This is a genomic window from Pseudomonas sp. 5Ae-yellow (assembly GCF_014077575.1).
In the GTDB taxonomy this organism is placed as follows: Bacteria; Pseudomonadota; Gammaproteobacteria; order Pseudomonadales; family Pseudomonadaceae; genus Halopseudomonas; species Halopseudomonas neustonica.
In genome coordinates this window covers 1-18,394 of sequence record NZ_JACGWE010000018.1, presented here as the reverse complement: position 1 = coordinate 18,394, position 18,394 = coordinate 1, and the positions used below count along the sequence as shown (strand labels likewise).

Below are 18,394 nucleotides of genomic sequence, written 5' to 3'. Positions count from 1 at the left end.
ATGCCAATCCGGCTGATTGCCAACGCCCTGCTATTTCAAGCAGCCTGGTTCGCTTGTGTCATGGGGGGGACCAGTTGGTGGTTGCTGATACCGGCGGCGGCGCTCCTGATTCACTTCATCTGGATCAGTTCATGGGCGGCGGAGGGTAAGCTGGTGGTCAGCGTCGCCCTGGTAGGAGCGGCGATAGACTCTTTTCTGTTGCAACTCGGGGTATTTGACTTCGCCAGCACGGATACGCTGGTGCCCATTTGGCTCGTATTGCTCTGGGCGCTATTGGCAACCACGCTCAATCACTGCCTGGCCTGGACCGCCAAACCTATCTGGCTGGCAAGCATCCTGGGCGCCATATCAGGACCTTTGTCCTACTTCACTGGCAGCGCGCTGAACGATTCGGTGATGCTACCCCTGGGGCCCCAGCATACAGCCCTGATACTTGCGCCGATATGGGCACTCATATTCCCTCTGCTGCACGGTTTCGCTCATCTCTATCGTGAGCAGTTTCGGCTGCTGCAAATGTCACGACGAGACTAGAAAGTCTCGTCGAACTGGATACTAGATGTCGAAGCGATAATAGAGCGCCGTCTTATTGATGCCTGGGTTACTCTCATCGAGACCGGCGTTCGAGTAGTGGTAATAACGCAAGCCTAATTCCGAACCAGAGGCAAACCGCACACCGGCACCAAGGCGGTCTTCAAACTGGAAATTGGATCCCAGATCACGCTCATCACCCAGGTCTGGCTCAGAAAACACCGAGGCCCCTATACCCGCCTCAAGAAAAGGTGTCACACCACCATTATCCGGCCCAAATTCCAGGCGAAACATAGGCGTCAAAGAGATGCTATCGCTGCCCAGGCCACTCCAGTGAGTCAAACCGGCATCCCAGTAGCCACCCAAGGCAACGGCGCCGCCGTCACTCCGCCAAAGGGGGTTGGTAAAATCAAACTGCGCCCCCACGCGATAGGTCTGCGTGGACTCATTGGTCTGGCCTACCTCGAAGGTCAAACCGTCCAGCGCCCAAGCAGAGGAACTAAACGCCATGACTGACAGCATACTGCCCAGCAGCAAGCTCTGTTTTCTCATCCTTTAATCCTTAGCTTCTCGTTAAAAACACAGTAAATAGACTGTGTTTCGGCAAAAAGTTCTCAAACAGGCAGAATATCTACCGCGCCGTCCACTTTCAGTAAAGTCGGTAATATCGAACCCATCAATTGCGGGTCGCCACTACTCCAGAATCGCGTTATGGCCTGTCCGGGCTCAGCCAGCAGGCCGCTTTCAGCCAGCCTTACCTGTAACTGCCGAGCAACGGCTGCGCCGGTGTCCACCACTTGTATCTGTGCTGGCAAGATGCGTTGCAGCGCAGGTCGAAGAAAGGGGTAATGGGTGCAGCCGAGAATCAGGGTGTCACATCCGGCAGCCAGCAGCGGCGCGGTGTAGCGTTGCAGTAAGGCTTCTACCTCAGGGCCATTCAACTCACCACGCTCAACGCACTCGACCAGACCCGGACATGGCTGGGTAAGCACTCGCACCGAGCCGGCAAAGCGATCAAGTAGCGCAGCGAATTTTGCACTCTGCAGCGTACCGGTTGTGGCCAGCACACCCACCACACCGTTGCGCGTCGCCAGAGCAGCGGGCTTAACTGCCGGCTCCATACCGATAATGGGCATATCAAACTCGCCACGCAGTTCGTTGATCGCGGCCGCCGTCGCGGTATTACACGCCAGCACCAGCGCTTTGGCGCCCTGCTCGAACAAAAACCGGGCAATCAGGCGGCTGCGCTCACGAATCTGCTCTGGCGGTTTTTCGCCATAAGGCACATAAGCACTATCAGCGACATAGAGCAGTGACTCGGACGGCAGTAGCTGCTGAATCTCCTGCAACACGGACAACCCGCCTACGCCAGAGTCGAACACACCGACGGGCGCACTCACGGCAGCGGCCCACCGGAACAGCAACTGCAGGCCGGATCGCGCCGCACGCGCATCTCGCGAAAGCGTGTATCCAGCGCATCAATCAATAGCAGGCGCCCCACCAGAGGCTTACCAAAACCTACCAGTAGCTTGAGCGCTTCGAGTGCCTGCAAACTGCCAACCAGACCCACTAGTGGTCCGAGCACACCGGCCTCACTGCAACTCAACGCAGTATCATCACCTTCGCCATACAGGCACTGGTAGCAGGGGCTGAGCGGGTCACGCGGATCAAATACACTGAGCTGGCCTTCCAACCGAATTGCCGCCCCCGAGACCAGCGGCTTAGCTAATGCGACACAGGCCGCGTTTACCGCTTGCCGGGTGGGAAAGTTATCAGAACAGTCCAGTACCAGATCAACCTGGGCAATGGCTTCATGCAACGCCTCTCCTGCCAAGGCAGAGGGAATTTTACGACACACCACCTGCGGGTTGAGTTGCTGTACTCGTTCTTGCGCAGAGTCGACCTTGAACTGACCGACGCTGTCGCTATGGTGAATAATCTGGCGCTGCAGGTTGGTCAGATCGACCTGATCGTGGTCTGCCAGCACCAGGGTGCCAACGCCCGCAGCGGCCAGATAAAGTGCAACCGGCGCTCCCAGACCGCCCAGCCCGACAATCAGAACCCGGCTCTCAAGCAGCCGTTGCTGGCCATCGATGTCAATTTGCGGCAACAGAATTTGTCGGCTGTAGCGCAGTAACGTCTGATCATCCACGCCAGCACCCTCCAGTAACCCGGGGATGGCCGGCCAGGTCAGTCCAACTATCAACGTCAACAAACCCGCGCTCAACCAACAGTGCCTGAACGGCTGCAGACTGTTGCCAACCATGCTCAAGCAAAAACCAACCGCCCTGCTTGAGATGATCCGGTGCGGCAGCAACCAACAATCGAATGTCGTCCAGCCCGTCGGCACCGCTAACCAGTGCACTGCGCGGCTCAAAACGCACATCGCCCTGGGCAAGATGCGGATCGTCTGCGGCAATATAGGGCGGATTGGAAAGAATCAGATCAAAACACTGCCCTTGCAGCGCTGAAAACCAGTTACTTAACAAAAAGCGGGTATTGCTCAACTGCAGCCGCTCGGCATTGCTTTGCGCCAAGGCTACCGCGTCAGGCACTCGATCACTGCCGGTCAGCTGCCAGTCGCCACGCTCCGCCGCCAGCGCCAGCGCAATCGCACCGGTGCCGGTACCCAGATCAAGCACCTGCGCAACGCCTGTCGGCCCCAACTCCAGGCCAAGCTCAACCAGACGCTCAGTATCGGCACGGGGTATCAAAGTAGCGGGGCTCACCTGTAAATCCAGGCTCCAGAAGCCGCGCTCGCCTAGCAAATAAGCCACAGGTTCGCCGGTGCGGCGACGAGCCAGCAGCACCAAAAAGCGCTCAACCTGCTCAGCACTCGGCTGTGCTTCAGGCCAGGTACGCAGATAACTGCGCCCCTTTCCCAGCACATGACATAACAACAGCTCGGCATCCAGAACGGGGCTTTCGGAGTCCGGCAGATTGGCTTGCGCCAGCAGCTCTGCAACCGTCAGGCTCATACGTTTTCCAGCGCCGCCAATTGGTCAGCCTGATACTCGCGCAACAATGGCTCAACCACCGCATCCAGACCACCTTGAATAACCTCATCCAGGCTGTACAACGTCAGGTTGATACGATGGTCGGTGACCCGCCCCTGCGGAAAGTTGTAGGTGCGAATACGCTCGGAGCGATCGCCCGAGCCGACCAGTGAGCGCCGTGTATCGGAAATTTCCTTGTCCTGCGCTTCGCGTTGCTGATTCACCAACTTTGCCTGCAACAGGCTCATGGCGCGCGCGCGGTTCTTGTGCTGCGAACGCTCATCCTGACACTCGACTACCATGCCACTCGGCAGGTGGGTCAGGCGAATTGCAGAGTCGGTCTTGTTGATATGCTGTCCACCTGCACCAGAGGCGCGGAAGGTGTCCACGCGCAGGTCATTGGCGTTGATCTCAATCTCGGCCTGCGCGTCCATCTCCGGCAGAATCGCGACCGTACAGGCTGAGGTATGAATGCGGCCTTGAGATTCAGTCGCAGGCACGCGTTGCACACGGTGAGCACCTGATTCAAATTTCAGCTTGGCATACACGCTCTGACCCTCTACGCGCGCGATTATCTCTTTGTAGCCACCATGTTCGCCCTGGTTTTCCGACAATATCTCGATACGCCAGCCCTGACGCTCGGCATAGCGGCTATACATCCGAAACAGATCACCGGCAAAGATCGCCGCCTCATCACCGCCGGTGCCGGCGCGCACCTCGAGAAACACATTGCGCCCATCGTTCGGGTCTTTGGGCAGCAACAGGCGGTTCAACTCCTCTTCCAGCTCTACCAACTGCGCCTCGCTGGCCGCAGCGTCCTCTTCAGCCATCTCACGCAGATCAGGGTCGCTGTCCTTGAGCAAGCTGCGGGCTTCCTCCAGGTCGCCTTTCACGCTGCGCCAGGATTCATAACATTTTACCGTGGCCTCAAGCTCGGCGTACTCCTTGGAATAGGCCCGAAAACGATCCTGATCGCTGATCACCTCGGCATCGCTGAGCAGCGCTGACAATTCCTCAAAACGCTCGCTCAGGGTATCCAGACGGTTCAACAGGGATGCTTTCATTGTTTGCCTTGTAAGATGGTATGCGCAGCGCTCGAGGGTCTAGCGTTCGGTGCGGCATCGGATGAAGATGTGTTGCTTTGGCTGCCAACGTCTGCGGCCGTTCCGCCCAAGGCGAACAGCTCTTGCGCCAACGCCAACGCCTCGACCCGCCCCTGGGCGCTCATTTGCTTTAACTTGACGCTGGGATCATGCAATAGCTTGTTGGTCAGACCGCGCGCCATTTCGGCCAGCACTTGCGCAGGATCCACGCCGCGCTGCAGTTTCTGTTGCGCCTTGAGCAGCTCCTGGTCGCGCAGTTGCTCGGCCTTGGTGCGATAGTCGCGCACTATGTCCACCGCAGCCAACGCGCGGAGCCGCTGCATAAAGTCATCGGTACCTACCTCAATCAGCCGCTCAGCCGCATTGGCTGCGCCCTGACGCGACCGCAGGTTTTCCTCGATCACCTGATGCAGGTCATCCACGCTGTAAAGATAAACGTCAGCCAGATCGCCTACCTCCGGCTCGATATCACGCGGCACCGCAATATCGACCATAAACATGGGCTTATGCTTGCGCTGCTTGAGCGCTCGTTCTACCGCGCCCTTACCAAGAATGGGTAAGGGGCTGGCGGTGGAGCTGATGATCACATCGCACTGCGCCAGCACGTCTGGAATCTGGTTAAGCACGATTGACTGCCCACCCAGAGGCTCGGCCAGTACTGCAGCGCGTTCGAGCGTGCGGTTGGCGACGATAATTTTGCCCACACCCTGATCGTAGAGGTGACGCGCAACCAGACCTATGGTTTCACCGGCACCAATCAGCAACGCTGTGCTACGACCAAGATCAGAGAATATCTGCTTGGACAGGCTTACCGCCGCAAAGGCGACCGAGACCGGATTTTCACCAATACGAGTATCAGTGCGCACCTGCTTGGCCATGTTGAACGTGCTCTGGAACAAGCGATCAAGGTGCGGCCCCAGTGTGCCAGCGGTGCGCGCCGCCTGCCAGGCGTCCTTCATCTGCCCCAGAATCTGAGGCTCGCCCAGCACCATGGAGTCCAGTCCGGCAGCAACGCGCATCATGTGATTAACCGCACCCGCATCCTGATGCAGATAGCTGCAACGACGCACCTCTTCAGCGGTCATACCGTGAAAGGCAGCAAACCAGTTAACCAGACCGTCTGCATCCAACTGATCCTGAGCGCAATAAAGCTCGGTGCGGTTGCAGGTAGAAAGAATGGCTACTTCCTGAGTGACAGTCTCTTCCCGCAGGCGCAACAACGCGTCCGGTAGCTGCTCAGGTGCAAACGACAGGCGCTCGCGTACCTCCACGCCTGCGGTCTTGTGATTGATGCCCAATGCAATAAAGCCCATGGTGCCTCATGATGCCGGAACGAAACGACTGCTAAAGCGACTAATTGTCCTATGTTACCCCACGTCGATCAATTACCGCTTGGCTTCCGCTCCCAACCTATGGGGTGGCAATTCGCCGCGCCCTTCGCGGTTTTCGCTCGCACGCCTTGCAGAGTATGGGTTTGCGTCACATCCTGTGTCATGATGAAACCAGCCTGGCCGGCGGCCTCCACGTGCCGTCTTAACCAATCCCCAGCGGTGCAGCGTCCCCATACTGCACCGGTTCAACAGCCACCAAAACGTCGCGTATGAGAGTGTCTATGAAGGCTTTATCTATTCCGTCCCCGCTGCTGTTGGCTCTGGGCGGACTTCTGCTTGGCGGCTGCAGTGCGCTGTCAACACCGGAACCAGCTGCGCCAGCACCAGCCGTAGCCGTCGAAAAGCCGGCCGAACCGGTCGAGTATGGCCAGTTTCGTCAGGACACGCTTTACGACCTGCTGACCGCCGAGATTGCCGGGCAGCGCAACCGCTTCGATATTGCGCTCGATAACTATATCTACCAGGCGCGTGAGACCCGCGATGCCGGTGTAACCGAGCGAGCTATGCGTGTGGCCGAATTCCTCGGCGCTGAAAAACCGGCGCTTGATATGGCGCTGCTTTGGGTCGAACTCGATAGTCAGAACCCGGAAGCCCTGCGCTCAGCGGCTATCCACCTAGCTCGTACCGGTCAGCACGAGCAGGCCATGGACATGATGCAGCGCGCTCTGGATCTGCATGGAGAGACGCACTTCGACTTCCTCGCCCTGGCCGCAGCCGAAACAGACGAACCAACCCGCAAAGCGCTGCTTGAGAGTCTTTCGCAGATGCTGCAACGCCATCCTGAAAACACCCAATTAGCCTTTGCCAAGGCATTGTTACTGCAACAGGCTGGCCGCTCGCAAGAAGCACTTGAGCTACTCGAGCAACATCCCGGCACGGACAAGGCACCCGCCGCCATCCTGCTGCACAGCCGCCTGGTAATAGAAAACGATCCCAAGCGCGCCCAAGAAATCCTCTATCGCGGACTGGAGTCATTTCCGGCAGATACCCGCTTGCGCTTACTGTTGGCCCGCATGCTGGTGAGCTCCGGCGACTACCGCGCCGCTAGCACCCAATACGCCAAACTGGTCAGGGATAATCCGGACGACCCTGACCTGCGCCTGTCTCTAGGGCTGGTCTATCTGGAACTCGGCGACAGCGCTGAAGCCGTTGATCAACTGCAACAGGTGCTGGACACCAATCCAAACAACAACACAGCGCGCTACCATTTGGGCAACGCGCAACTGGCTAACGGCGACCCGGATGCTGCACTAGAGACTTGGCAAAGCATCAACAGCGGCACGGAATTGCTGACTTCTCGCCTGCAGATCAGTCAGCTCCTGGTTAAACAGGGGCATCTGGACGCCCTGAGCGAGCTACTGCAAAAGGACCGCGAAGAGTATCCACAACACGCACTGACGCTATACCAGATTGAGATTGAAACGCTTGCCGACCAGCCCGAGCAAGCTATCGAGCGAACCAACGCTGCGCTGCGTGCTTACCCAGTGGAAAGCAGCTTATTGTATACCCGCGCCATGCTGAACGAGCAGCTTGGCAACTCCGAGGCCGCAGTGCAGGATCTCAGTACCATTATTGAGCGCGAACCTGATAACGCCATGGCCCTGAACGCCCTCGGCTACACCCTTGCCGACCGCAATGAAAGGCTGGACGAGGCGCTCGACCTGCTGCAGCGGGCCGCCGCACTAGCGCCGGATGACCCGGCAGTGCGCGACAGCCTTGGCTGGGTTCACTATCGACTCGGTAATCTTGATCGCGCAGAGCAGTTACTGAGGGACGCCTTTACCAACTTCCCTGACCAGGAAGTCGCTGCTCATCTGGGCGAAGTGCTCTGGCGCCAAGGGAACAAACGGGAGGCCCGCCAGGTCTGGAGGCAAGGCCTGGAACAGGCACCTGACAGCCAATTGATCCCTGCCACCCGCGAACGCCTGGAAGCTGAGTAAATCATGTCATTTATGCGCACCCTGACCGTCATCCTGCTAGCCACGACTCTCGCAGCCTGCAGTAGCCTGCACCAGAAGGAAACGCTGGAGCTCGGCGGTGACCCTCAGGCATGGAAGCACCATCGTCAGCAGGTAGAACCCATCCGCAGCTGGGAACTACAGGGCAAACTGGGCGTGCGGGCACCGCAAGAGTCGGGTAGCGGCACCCTCTTCTGGCTGCAACGCAATGATTACTATGACATTCGCCTGTCCGGCCCCATGGGGCGCGGAGCGACCCGCATTCAGGGTGACGACAAACAGACCACGCTTGAAGTGGCCGGTCGCGCACCCGTCAGTGCCGACTCCGCCGAGGCATTACTGGAGCAGCAAATTGGCTGGCGTCTGCCGGTCGAACACCTGCTCTGGTGGGTACGCGGCCTACCCGCACCAGATGCGCCCAGCCGATTGCAGCTGGACACCCATAGCCGCCTCGCGCGGCTGAACCAAAGTGGCTGGACCGTCGAGTACAGTCGTTACCAGCAGGTCGGCGAAGTACAACTGCCGCAGCGACTGCAAATTTCCGGGCACGATCTGCTACTCACCCTCGTCGTCACTGACTGGAAACCCCGAATCCCTGAATGAACACAGCAACACTCAGCCTGCCGGCACCAGCCAAACTCAACCTGTTTCTGCATATAACCGGGCGCCGCGCAGACGGCTACCACAACCTGCAGACCCTGTTTCAGTTTGTTGACTATGGCGACACCCTGCACTTTAGTTGCCGCGACGACGGCCAGATAAACTTGCACACCGAGCTGCCGGGCGTCGCTCCAGAAGACAACCTGATCGTCAAAGCCGCTAAACGCCTGCAAAACGCCACAGGAACATCACTCGGCGCTGATATCACGCTTGAGAAGCGCCTGCCCATGGGTGGCGGTATCGGCGGCGGCAGCTCTGACGCTGCGACCACTCTGGTAGGGCTAAATCGTCTATGGGAAAGCAATCTAAGCGACGACCAGTTGGCTGCTATCGGAATAGCCCTGGGCGCTGACGTGCCGGTATTCGTGCACGGCAAGGCCGCCTGGGCGGAAGGCGTGGGCGAAAAACTAACCCCGGTAGAGCTGGAAGAACCCTGGTATCTGGTGGTTATTCCGCCCTATTCAGTCAGTACTGCAGAGATTTTTTCAGATCAGAGGTTGACGCGCGACACATCGCCCATTACATTAGCGGCCTTCCGTGAGGTCGGCGGTCGGAATGACTGCTTACCGGTTGTTGCAGCGCGTTACCCAGAAATTCGTAACACGTTGATCTTGCTAAACAATTATTGTGAGGCTAAGATGACCGGAACTGGCAGTTGCTTATTTGGGGCCTTCCCAAATGAACGCGAAGCTGATAAAGTTCGCGCCCGGTTGCCAGCCACACTGCGAAGCTTTGTTGCCAAGGGTTGTAACGTTTCACCGTTACATCAATTGATCAACAAGTAAGCACTAAGGATGCAGCCGTGCATCCGGATAGTTACAGGGGCGTAGCCAAGCGGTAAGGCAGCAGGTTTTGATCCTGCCATGCGTTGGTTCGAATCCAGCCGCCCCTGCCATTTTCTCTCCGGCAGCAATCAAGACAGAGTGATCCACGTCTGACTGGTTGATGCTTTCTGCACTCCAGACGTGAATCCATAATCGCAAAGACCACTACCCAAAAAAGGTAATGCTGCGTGTCCAAGATGATGGTATTCACGGGGAACGCCAACCCCGATCTGGCACGGCGCGTCGTGCGTGAGCTGCACATTCCTCTGGGCGATGCCACTGTTGGCCGCTTCAGTGACGGCGAAGTTAACGTCGAACTGAATGAGAATGTGCGCGGCAAAGACGTCTTCATCCTGCAGCCAACCTGCGCACCGACCAACGACAACCTGATGGAAATGGTGGTTATGGCTGACGCTCTGCGTCGCTCATCCGCCTCACGCATCACCGCTGTCGTTCCCTACTTCGGTTACGCTCGCCAGGATCGTCGCCCCCGCTCTGCCCGTGTCGCTATTAGCGCCAAGGTCGTAGCAGACATGCTCGACACTGTAGGCGTTGATCGCCTGCTGACCGTTGACCTGCACGCTGACCAGATCCAGGGTTTTTTCGACATTCCGGTCGACAATATCTACGGTTCACCGGTACTGATTGACGATATTCAGGACCAACGTTTTGACAATCTGATGATTGTCTCCCCTGACATCGGCGGCGTTGTGCGTGCCCGTGCAGTGGCAAAAAGCCTGGGTGTAGACCTGGCGATCATCGATAAGCGTCGGCCAAAGGCCAACCAGTCTGAAGTGATGCATATCATCGGTGACATCGAAGGTCGCAACTGCGTGCTGGTAGACGACATGGTCGATACTGCAGGCACACTGTGCCATGCCGCCAAAGCTCTGAAAGACCACGGCGCGGCGCAAGTATTTGCCTATTGCACGCACCCGATTCTATCGGGCAAGGCAATCGAAAACATCAGCAACTCCGTACTGGACCAACTGGTAGTGACTAACACTATCCCCTTGTCTCCCGCGGCAGCTGCCTGTGATCGTATCCGCCAATTGGATATGGCACCCATTGTTGCCGAAGCGATGCGTCGTATCAGCAACGAAGAATCCATCAGCGCCATGTTCCGTTAAGGAACAAGACGCTGATTTAACGACCCGGGCATAAGCTCGGGTTTTTCATCAATCATCCGACGCACTGGTCGCAAGTGCCCGGATGTTTTTGCAAGGAGACTACTTATGGTCGACTTCTCTCTGAATGCGAATACCCGTAACGACCTGGGGAAAGGTGCGAGCCGCCGCCTGCGTCGTAACGATGCACTGGTGCCGGCTATCGTTTACGGTGGCAACAAAGAGCCGCAGAGCATCTCTATCGCTGCTCGCGAGCTGAACAAAGCACTGGAAAACGAAGCTTTCTACTCCCACGTCATCAAGCTGTCAGTTGACGGCAAAAAAGAAGACGTACTGCTGAAAGCTCTGCAGCGTCACCCCGCCAAGCCGATGGTTATGCATGCTGACTTCCTGCGCGTGGTAGCTGGTCACGAAGTGACTGTTCACGTTCCCCTGCACTTCCTGAACGAAGACACTTGTGTCGGCGTCAAGAAAAGCGGTGGCGTGATTTCTCACACCATGACCGACGTTGAAGTTAACTGCCTGCCGAAAGACCTGCCAGAGTTCATTGAAGTGGACATGGCTGAAGTCGATCTGGGCGATATCGTTCACTTGTCCAGCCTGAAGCTGCCAAAAGGCGTGAGCATTCCTGCTCTGGCCCAAGGCGCTGATCACGATCTTCCAGTCGCCAACGTGCACGCAGCTCGCGTAGCCGTTGAAGCTGAAGAAGATGCTCCAGCAGCTGACGAAGGTGAGGAGTCTGCGGAGTAAACTCCCGCCTGACTCGAGAGGGGCGCCCGTTGTGACGCAGGGAATCAAGTTAATCGTAGGACTGGGAAATCCCGGTCCTGAATATGACCTGACCCGCCACAACGCTGGCGCCCTTTTTATTGAGCGCCTGGCTGACCGGCATAACGTCGGCCTGCGTGCTGAAAGCAAGTTTTTTGGCCTTACCGGCCGCCTGACAATTGATGGTCAGGATATTCGCCTGTTGATCCCCACCACCTTTATGAACCGCAGTGGGCAAGCTGTTGCCGCGCTGGCTGGTTTCTATCGCATTACGCCGGAAGAAATTCTGGTAGCCCATGATGAGCTTGATCTACCGCCTGGCGTGGTCAAGTGCAAAAAGGGCGGCGGTCATGGCGGACACAACGGCTTGCGGGACATCATTGCTCAATTGGGCAATCAGAATACTTTTTACCGCCTGCGCTTGGGTATTGGCCATCCTGGCCACAGCTCGCAGGTGACCGGCTTTGTACTGGGCCGCGCGCCCAAAGCCGAACAGGAAGCACTCGACGCTTGCATCGACGAAGCCATCCGCGAACTACCCGGCATCAGCCAGGGACAGTGGTCGGCCGTCATGCAACGCCTGCACAGTTTTAAAGCCTGAACTAATTTGCGCCGCCACACACGGCAAAGGACATCACTATGGGTTTCAATTGCGGTATTGTCGGTCTGCCCAACGTTGGCAAATCCACCCTGTTCAATGCGTTGACCAAATCCGGCATCGCGGCAGAAAACTTCCCTTTCTGCACCATTGAGCCGAACAGCGGCATCGTGCCGATGCCCGACCCACGCCTGGATGCGCTGGCCGACATCGTCAAGCCGCAGAAAGTGTTGCCAACGACCATGGAGTTTGTGGACATCGCTGGCTTGGTCGAAGGCGCCTCCAAGGGTGAAGGCCTAGGCAACAAGTTTCTCGCCAACATCCGCGAAACAGACGCCATCGCCCATGTAGTGCGCTGCTTCGAAGATGAAAACGTCATTCACGTTGCCAACAGTGTTGACCCCAAGCGCGATATCGAGATTATCGACCTGGAACTGATTTTCGCCGACCTCGACAGCTGCGAGAAGCAGCTATACCGGGTAAGCCGCAATGCCAAAGGCGGCGACAAGGAGGCGATTGCGCAGAAAGCCCTGCTGGAAAAGCTGATTCCGCACTTTAGCGAAGGCAAGCCTGCACGCACCCTACTGAAAGACTTCAGCCCGGAAGAACGTGCCACTGTGCGCCAGTTCCACCTGCTTACCGTCAAGCCGGTCATGTACATTGCCAACGTCTCGGAAGAAGGTTTTGAAGATAACCCGCTACTCGACGTAGTGAAGGCCATCGCTGCCGAAGAAGGCGCTATTGTCGTGCCGGTCTGCAACAAGATCGAAGCCGAAATCGCCGAACTGGATGACGACGAAGAAAAGCAGATGTTTCTTGAGACCATGGGGATGGAAGAGCCTGGCCTGAACCGCGTCATTCGCGCGGGCTACGAGCTACTGGGCCTGCAGACCTACTTCACCGCTGGCGTAAAGGAAGTACGCGCCTGGACGGTAAAAATCGGTGCCACAGCCCCACAAGCCGCCGGCGTCATTCATACCGACTTCGAGAAAGGCTTTATCCGCGCCGAGGTCACCGCCTACGAAGACTTTATTCAATACAACGGTGAAAGCGGAGCCAAGGAAGCCGGAAAATGGCGCCTGGAAGGTAAGGAATACATCGTCAAGGATGGTGACGTAGTCCACTTCCGCTTCAACGTCTAAGGCATTGCGTTTGTCATAAAAGCCCCTGCCCGCCTTGAGTGAGCAGGGGCTTTTTACGTCAGCACTACTCTGCTTTATCAAACTCCAGCCTACCAGCCACATACACCTTTTGGGTCTGCAAGCGATTGAGCCGTTCTGCGTCAACCTCGTACGGGTTCTCTGTCACCACCTGCAGATCTGCCCATTTACCGACCTCCAAACTGCCCGTCTGACTATCGATGCCGAGCTGGTAGGCCGCGTTAATAGTCATCGCGCGTAGCGCCTGGCGAACATTGATAGACTGATCCGCATTCAAAAGCCGACCGCTATCAGTTCTGCGAGTGATCGCCGTCTGCATCAGGCTAAATCCATCGGTCGGAAACATAGGGCTGTCTGCGTGCAGCGATGGCTGCATATCCAGATCCACTGCGGTGCGTATTGGCAATACCTGCTGCGCCGCCCAGCGGCCGATGATCGATTCCGCCAGAGCATCGCCGTAATAGCGAATATGGTTAATGTGAAAACTGACCGTCACGCCCTGCTCCGCCAGCGCCGGCATCAAATCCGCCGGTAACAGCACAGCATGCTCCAGCCGGATAAGGGCGTCGCCGGAACCGGGCTGACCTGCCGCCAGGATGGCCTTAGCCACCTGACGATTAGATTCATCGCCCTGACTGTGGATCGCTACCTGCCAGCCCTGTGAACGGTATCCCTGGATTTTTTCGATCAGCTCTTGCTCGGCAATCATCGCCGCACCGTGACTGCCCGCTTCAATACCCAATGTGCGGCCCAACCGACTATCAAGGTAAGGTGCCGAGGTGAACATGCTGCCGGTATAAGGTGAACCGTCGTGCCACAGTTTGACGCCAAGCACACGAAAAAACGGGTTACGCGTATCTGGCAAATCCGGCAGGTAATCGAGCTCACTCTCAACCAGATAAAAGAACTGCCGGATGCGCGGCTGAAGGTGTCGCGAAGCGGCAAACCGAGCCAGCAAAGGCGGCACGTTGTAGCCTAGCGAGGCGACCGAGGTGAAACCTTCGGCAAGATATCCGTCCAGGGTATCGGTATAACGCCCAAGCAGCCGCAACGGCGAGCGCAGGCCTGTGACAAAGGGCTGCATTGCACGTGTTTCAGCGATGAAGCCCGTGAAATCACCGTTAGCATCACGCTCGTAATACGACCCTTTACCCGGATCAGGCGTATCGCGGGTCACGCCCGCTGCGGCAAAGGCGGCAGAATTGGCCCAGGCCGAATGCAGCGTCTGCGAAATCAGCAGCACCGGATTGTCCGGCGCCAACTGATCCAGCGCTTCGCGCATGGGCACCTGCAGATCAGGCGTCAGAATCGCATCAATGCCGCCGGCATACACCCAGTCGCCTTTGGGTGTAGCCGCAATCGCCTCACGCAACGCCGCCCATACCTCAGCATTATGCTTGTAACTGAATCCCGACAGGTCATGCGCGCCATTGAATACAGCGGTTAACGTGGGATGCTCATGAGCCGCAACAAACCCCGGCATCAAGGCTCTGCCCTGCAGATCGACAAGTTGCGTGTCTGCGGACCGGACGCCCATGACCTCATCCAGACTGCCGACAGCAACGATAATGCCATCACGCACCGCCAGCGCCTCAACGACCTCGTTGCTCGCATTAACAGTCAGGATGGGGCCGCCGAAGAAAATCATATCGTTGCCAGAGTGAGGCCATACAAACCCCAAAACACCCAATAAACACAGCGCCAGGAGAGCTACTGCCCCCGATCTTTTTATCTGCATGGTCATTCGCTTATTTATTTTTATAGAACCATTGTAAGGGCTTTCAGGTATATCAAAGCACGACCGTGTAGGTCGCAACAGCCTTGATATTTGCCTGACATGGGCCGCAGAACCGGCCTTCACGTGCCATAATCTCCCTACTTATTGCATCCGAGACGGCTAGCTCATGCGTATACGCAAGAAAAGCCTTGCGGTCGGACTACTGATCGCCAGCTTTATCTACACAACAGCAGGGTTTCTGCTAGTCCCAGCCATAGCGCTGCATACCATCAATAGCCAACTGTCCAGGCTGGCGACAGTGCCTGCGCAACTGGGCAGGGTCGAGTTCAATCCTTTCAGCATGCAATCCACGCTCTGGGATCTGCAGATCGGCGACCCTGACGCTCCAGATATCTCCTTTCAGCGACTTTACGTGAACGCCGAGCTCGATAGCCTGTGGACCGGGGCCCTGCACTTGGCCGACGTTGAACTGGATGCTGCGCACGGCGAGGTTCACTTTGCCAAAGATGGCACGCTCAACCTGGCAAAGCTGTTCAACCTGCCTGAGGCGGACGCGGCGGCTAGCGACGATACCAGCCAAGCCCTTTTCCCGCTGCGCATCGACCGCGTTGCGCTCAATAAAAACAGTCTGCATTTTATCGACGAGCGCACACAAACCGCAGTCGAGTTTGCCTATGACGACCTGTCGCTGGAGCTCAAGAACCTGAGCACCAGACCCGATGAAACCACCGCCATCACGCTAAATGCCAGCGGCCCTAACGGTGCTCGCCTGGCCTGGCAAGGCAACGCCACCCTGGCTCCCAACATCACATCCAGCGGCAGCCTCAGTATTCAGGATGCGCAACTGAGTACCTTATGGCCCTATATTCGTGACCAGTTCGACCTGGACCTCGACAGCGGCGCGCTCAGTGCGAGCACCGAGTATCAATTGGACCTCTCAGAGCAAACTGACTTTAGATTACAGAATGCGCAGTTGGCGCTAACCACCCTCAGTATCGACGCCAACGGTAAACCGCGTCTGCGCCTGCCCAGCCTCACCGTCAGTGACAGCGCGCTAAACCTGGCCAAGCGTGAGGTCGTTATTGGTCAGCTGCACAGCAGCGAACTGGAAGCTTGGGCCGCCCGCGAACAAAACGGAACAATAGACTTACTGGCACTACTGGACAGCAAACCCCAAGCGAGCGCCAACCAGGCGGAAACGAGCACACCCGAGCCCAGCCAGCAGAGCACCAGACAAACGCAAGCGGCTGACGTCACGGACAGCACCCAGCAAGTCGCCAATCCTGCGCCCAGCCCCGCTACCGCAGCCCAGACGCCTGCAACTCAGAGCCCGCCATGGCGAGTGCAACTGAAGGACGCGACACTGGACGGTAGCCAACTACACCTGGTTGATCGGGTACCAAGTAAGCCAGTTGCCTTGGAGGTAGGCCCGCTCGATATCAGCATCAGTCAGTTCGATAGCCTTGGCACCACCCCCTTCTCCGTGCAGCTGACCACCGGCCTCAACAACAACGGGCAGCTATCCGCTAGCGGACAGGTACAGTTAAAGCCTCTGAGTGCCACTCTGAAAGCCAGTACGCGCAATATAGACCTGCGACTGGCTCGACCCTATTTTGAGCCACTGGTGCGCATCCAGCTGCGCAGCGGACTAGCCAACAGCGACCTCAACATCAATTTAAACGGACTTGAACCACTAGCGCTTGAAGTAAGCGGAGATGCACAGGTCAGCCAATTGCACATCATTGATGCCGAGCGCGAGCGCGACCTGCTGAAATGGCAACAGCTTGAGCTCAGCAGCATCGATTATCAGGGCAACAGCCTGACAATCAATAAGGTAGCGCTGCAACAGCCCTATGTCCGTTTCATTATCAACGAAAACCTGACCACCAACTTCAGTGGCCTGCTCGTTGAGCAACCCGGCACCAGTCAGAAACAAAGCAGCAGCGCTCCGATGGCTATTCGTATTGGTGGCGTCACCATTGCTGATGGCTCTGCCAATTTTGCCGACTTCAGTTTGCAGCCGGATTTCTCGGCAGCTATCGGCCAGCTCAACGGCGACATTGGCACTTTGGATAACCAAAGTACAAAACCTGCCAGCGTAAACGTGACCGGCAAAATTGACCGCTACGCACCGGTCAGCATCAAAGGTAGCCTGACCCCCTTTGACCCACTCAACAGCCTCGATATAGCGACCACCTTTCGCAACGTAGAACTGACCACACTCACGCCCTATTCCGGCAAATTTGCTGGCTACCGCATTCGCAAAGGGAGACTAAACCTGGATCTGCACTACCGGATTGAGCAAGGCCAACTGAATGCCGAAAACAAGGTGCTGCTGGAAGGGCTGCAGCTCGGTGAAAAGGTCGATAGTCCGGATGCCGTGGATCTACCAGTACGCTTGGCCATCGCCCTACTGAAAGACAGCAAAGGCAATATCGATATTCAACTGCCGGTAGCCGGCAACCTAGCAGATCCGCAATTCAGCGTCATGCCCATTATCTGGCAAACGCTGCGCAATCTGGTGGGCAGAGCCGCACAGGCACCTTTCAAGTTTATTGCCGGTCTCGTTGGCGGCAACGAGCAAGACCTGAGCGAAGTCAGCTTCACCGCGGGCCGAGAGACCCTTGGCAGTGGCGCAGAGGCCACGCTGACCACCCTGGCGAGCGCGCTGCAACAGCGCCCGGCTCTCACCCTGGAGGTAGAGGGCGTAAGCTCGGCAGCAGTAGATGGCCCGCAACTGGCAAGCGAGCGCCTCGTCCGCGAATACCAGCGACTTCAGTTCAAATCACTACAAGCCATGGGCGAACAAGTACCCGCCTCTCGCGAGCTGATAGAGGTCGACGATGAAGATAAGCCTGCTCTGCTTGAAGGCATCTATCGCGCCCGCCTGAAACAACAGCCCCCGGAGGAATGGAGCCAACTCAACCAGGAGGAACGCGCGGCAAAAATGGAACAGGCGTTGCTGGACCTGTGGAGTCACAGCAACCTGATGTTACGCAAACTGGCACAGCGCCGTGCCGCGGCAATAAAAAGCTATCTGGTTGACGCTGGCGGCCTGGACCCCGAACGCGTTTACCTGATAGACGTTAGCATCACCGAACAAGCAAGCGACGGCCACGTAGCGTCGGCACTGCATTTGGGCAGTGAATAACCGGCAACCAGGCACTGCCCGGTTACGGTAACAGCGCAACCCGCAACGTCTGCCGACTGAAAAAGTTAACCAGTTGAAATGCCAGTTAAAAAATAAGCACGCAGGCTTGACAACCCCCGCGCGGAAATGAATAATGCGCAGCCTCGGATGGCTACATAGCTCAGTTGGTTAGAGCACAGCATTCATAATGCTGGGGTCCCTGGTTCAAGTCCAGGTGTAGCCACCAACGATTTCAAAGGCTTAGCTTCGGCTAGGCCTTTTTTTAGGTTCATCACGTATGTCCGGGGAACGCGGCCTTGATCTTCAGGAAGAAGTAATCGGTGTCGCGGTACCCATAGGCCATGCGCTTGATCACTTTGATCTTATTGTTGATCCCCTCAAGCTGGCCGGTA

17 protein-coding genes and 2 tRNA genes are annotated in these 18,394 nt (G+C 57.2%); 11 read left to right on the top strand and 8 right to left on the bottom strand.

Annotated elements, in window-relative coordinates; all coding sequences use genetic code 11:
• Window positions 1-531 (top strand): DUF2878 domain-containing protein, encoded by a 531-nt coding sequence (locus tag H4J77_RS12135; protein ID WP_182248543.1) that lies wholly within the window; start codon window positions 1-3, stop codon window positions 529-531.
• 21 nt (window positions 532-552) lie between these two features.
• Here H4J77_RS12135 and H4J77_RS12130 read toward each other — a convergent pair whose 3' ends face one another.
• The 6 genes from H4J77_RS12130 to hemA all read right to left on the bottom strand — a co-directional run bounded on the left by H4J77_RS12130 (window position 553) and on the right by hemA (window position 5,940).
• Window positions 553-1,080, bottom strand: coding sequence for an acyloxyacyl hydrolase (locus H4J77_RS12130; RefSeq protein WP_220469349.1), 528 nt, complete (start codon window positions 1,078-1,080; stop codon window positions 553-555).
• 62 nt (window positions 1,081-1,142) lie between these two features.
• Window positions 1,143-1,928 carry a glutamate racemase gene (gene murI, locus H4J77_RS12125; RefSeq protein WP_123889073.1) on the bottom strand — a complete coding sequence of 262 codons (786 nt, stop codon included), beginning with the start codon at window positions 1,926-1,928 and terminating at the stop codon, window positions 1,143-1,145.
• Window positions 1,925-2,680 carry a molybdopterin-synthase adenylyltransferase MoeB gene (locus tag H4J77_RS12120; protein ID WP_182248611.1) on the bottom strand — a complete coding sequence of 252 codons (756 nt, stop codon included), beginning with the start codon at window positions 2,678-2,680 and terminating at the stop codon, window positions 1,925-1,927. Before H4J77_RS12120 ends, murI begins: the two co-directional genes overlap by 4 nt.
• On the bottom strand, window positions 2,673-3,506 hold the full coding sequence (prmC, locus tag H4J77_RS12115) for a peptide chain release factor N(5)-glutamine methyltransferase (RefSeq protein ID WP_182248541.1): 834 nt from the start codon (window positions 3,504-3,506) through the stop codon (window positions 2,673-2,675). The genes H4J77_RS12120 and prmC overlap by 8 nt, the downstream gene beginning before the upstream one ends.
• Complete coding sequence (gene prfA, locus H4J77_RS12110; RefSeq protein WP_182248539.1) at window positions 3,503-4,588, bottom strand: peptide chain release factor 1; 1,086 nt, start codon at window positions 4,586-4,588, stop codon at window positions 3,503-3,505. Before prfA ends, prmC begins: the two co-directional genes overlap by 4 nt.
• Window positions 4,585-5,940 (bottom strand): glutamyl-tRNA reductase, encoded by a 1,356-nt coding sequence (gene hemA, locus H4J77_RS12105; RefSeq protein WP_182248537.1) that lies wholly within the window; start codon window positions 5,938-5,940, stop codon window positions 4,585-4,587. The genes prfA and hemA overlap by 4 nt, the downstream gene beginning before the upstream one ends.
• Window positions 5,941-6,239: 299 nt before the next feature.
• Between hemA and H4J77_RS12100 the strand changes: the two genes are divergently transcribed.
• From H4J77_RS12100 to ychF, 8 genes are all read left to right on the top strand, one after another.
• The gene (locus tag H4J77_RS12100; RefSeq protein ID WP_259364824.1) at window positions 6,240-7,958 is read left to right on the top strand and encodes a tetratricopeptide repeat protein; all 1,719 of its coding nucleotides are present in this window, start codon (window positions 6,240-6,242) and stop codon (window positions 7,956-7,958) included.
• A 3-nt stretch (window positions 7,959-7,961) separates the two neighbouring features.
• Window positions 7,962-8,579, top strand: coding sequence for a lipoprotein insertase outer membrane protein LolB (lolB, locus tag H4J77_RS12095; RefSeq protein ID WP_182248534.1), 618 nt, complete (start codon window positions 7,962-7,964; stop codon window positions 8,577-8,579).
• Complete coding sequence (gene ispE, locus H4J77_RS12090) at window positions 8,576-9,421, top strand: 4-(cytidine 5'-diphospho)-2-C-methyl-D-erythritol kinase (protein WP_182248532.1); 846 nt, start codon at window positions 8,576-8,578, stop codon at window positions 9,419-9,421. Before lolB ends, ispE begins: the two co-directional genes overlap by 4 nt.
• Window positions 9,422-9,456: 35 nt before the next feature.
• Window positions 9,457-9,531 (top strand) — tRNA-Gln (locus H4J77_RS12085).
• A 117-nt stretch (window positions 9,532-9,648) separates the two neighbouring features.
• Window positions 9,649-10,590, top strand: coding sequence for a ribose-phosphate pyrophosphokinase (locus H4J77_RS12080; protein WP_123889067.1), 942 nt, complete (start codon window positions 9,649-9,651; stop codon window positions 10,588-10,590).
• Window positions 10,591-10,695: 105 nt separating this feature from the next.
• Window positions 10,696-11,337: a 50S ribosomal protein L25/general stress protein Ctc gene (locus tag H4J77_RS12075; protein ID WP_123889066.1), complete on the top strand. Its 642-nt coding sequence runs from the start codon at window positions 10,696-10,698 to the stop codon at window positions 11,335-11,337.
• A gap of 31 nt (window positions 11,338-11,368) precedes the next feature.
• On the top strand, window positions 11,369-11,956 hold the full coding sequence (gene pth / locus H4J77_RS12070; protein WP_235869664.1) for an aminoacyl-tRNA hydrolase: 588 nt from the start codon (window positions 11,369-11,371) through the stop codon (window positions 11,954-11,956).
• Window positions 11,957-11,994: 38 nt separating this feature from the next.
• On the top strand, window positions 11,995-13,095 hold the full coding sequence (gene ychF, locus H4J77_RS12065) for a redox-regulated ATPase YchF (protein WP_182248530.1): 1,101 nt from the start codon (window positions 11,995-11,997) through the stop codon (window positions 13,093-13,095).
• A 64-nt stretch (window positions 13,096-13,159) separates the two neighbouring features.
• Here the strand turns inward: ychF and H4J77_RS12060 are convergent, their stop codons facing one another.
• Window positions 13,160-14,761, bottom strand: a complete 1,602-nt coding sequence (locus H4J77_RS12060; protein ID WP_182248528.1) for an amidohydrolase — start codon at window positions 14,759-14,761, stop codon at window positions 13,160-13,162.
• A gap of 256 nt (window positions 14,762-15,017) precedes the next feature.
• Between H4J77_RS12060 and H4J77_RS12055 the strand changes: the two genes are divergently transcribed.
• Entirely contained in the window at window positions 15,018-18,002 is a 2,985-nt protein-coding gene (locus H4J77_RS12055) for a DUF748 domain-containing protein (protein ID WP_182248526.1), read from the top strand.
• Window positions 18,003-18,151: 149 nt separating this feature from the next.
• Window positions 18,152-18,228: transfer RNA gene (locus tag H4J77_RS12050), tRNA-Met, on the top strand.
• Between the two features lie 45 nt (window positions 18,229-18,273).
• Here H4J77_RS12050 and H4J77_RS12045 read toward each other — a convergent pair.
• The coding region (locus H4J77_RS12045) for a transposase (protein ID WP_182247079.1) at window positions 18,274-18,394 on the bottom strand (121 nt) is incomplete at its 5' end.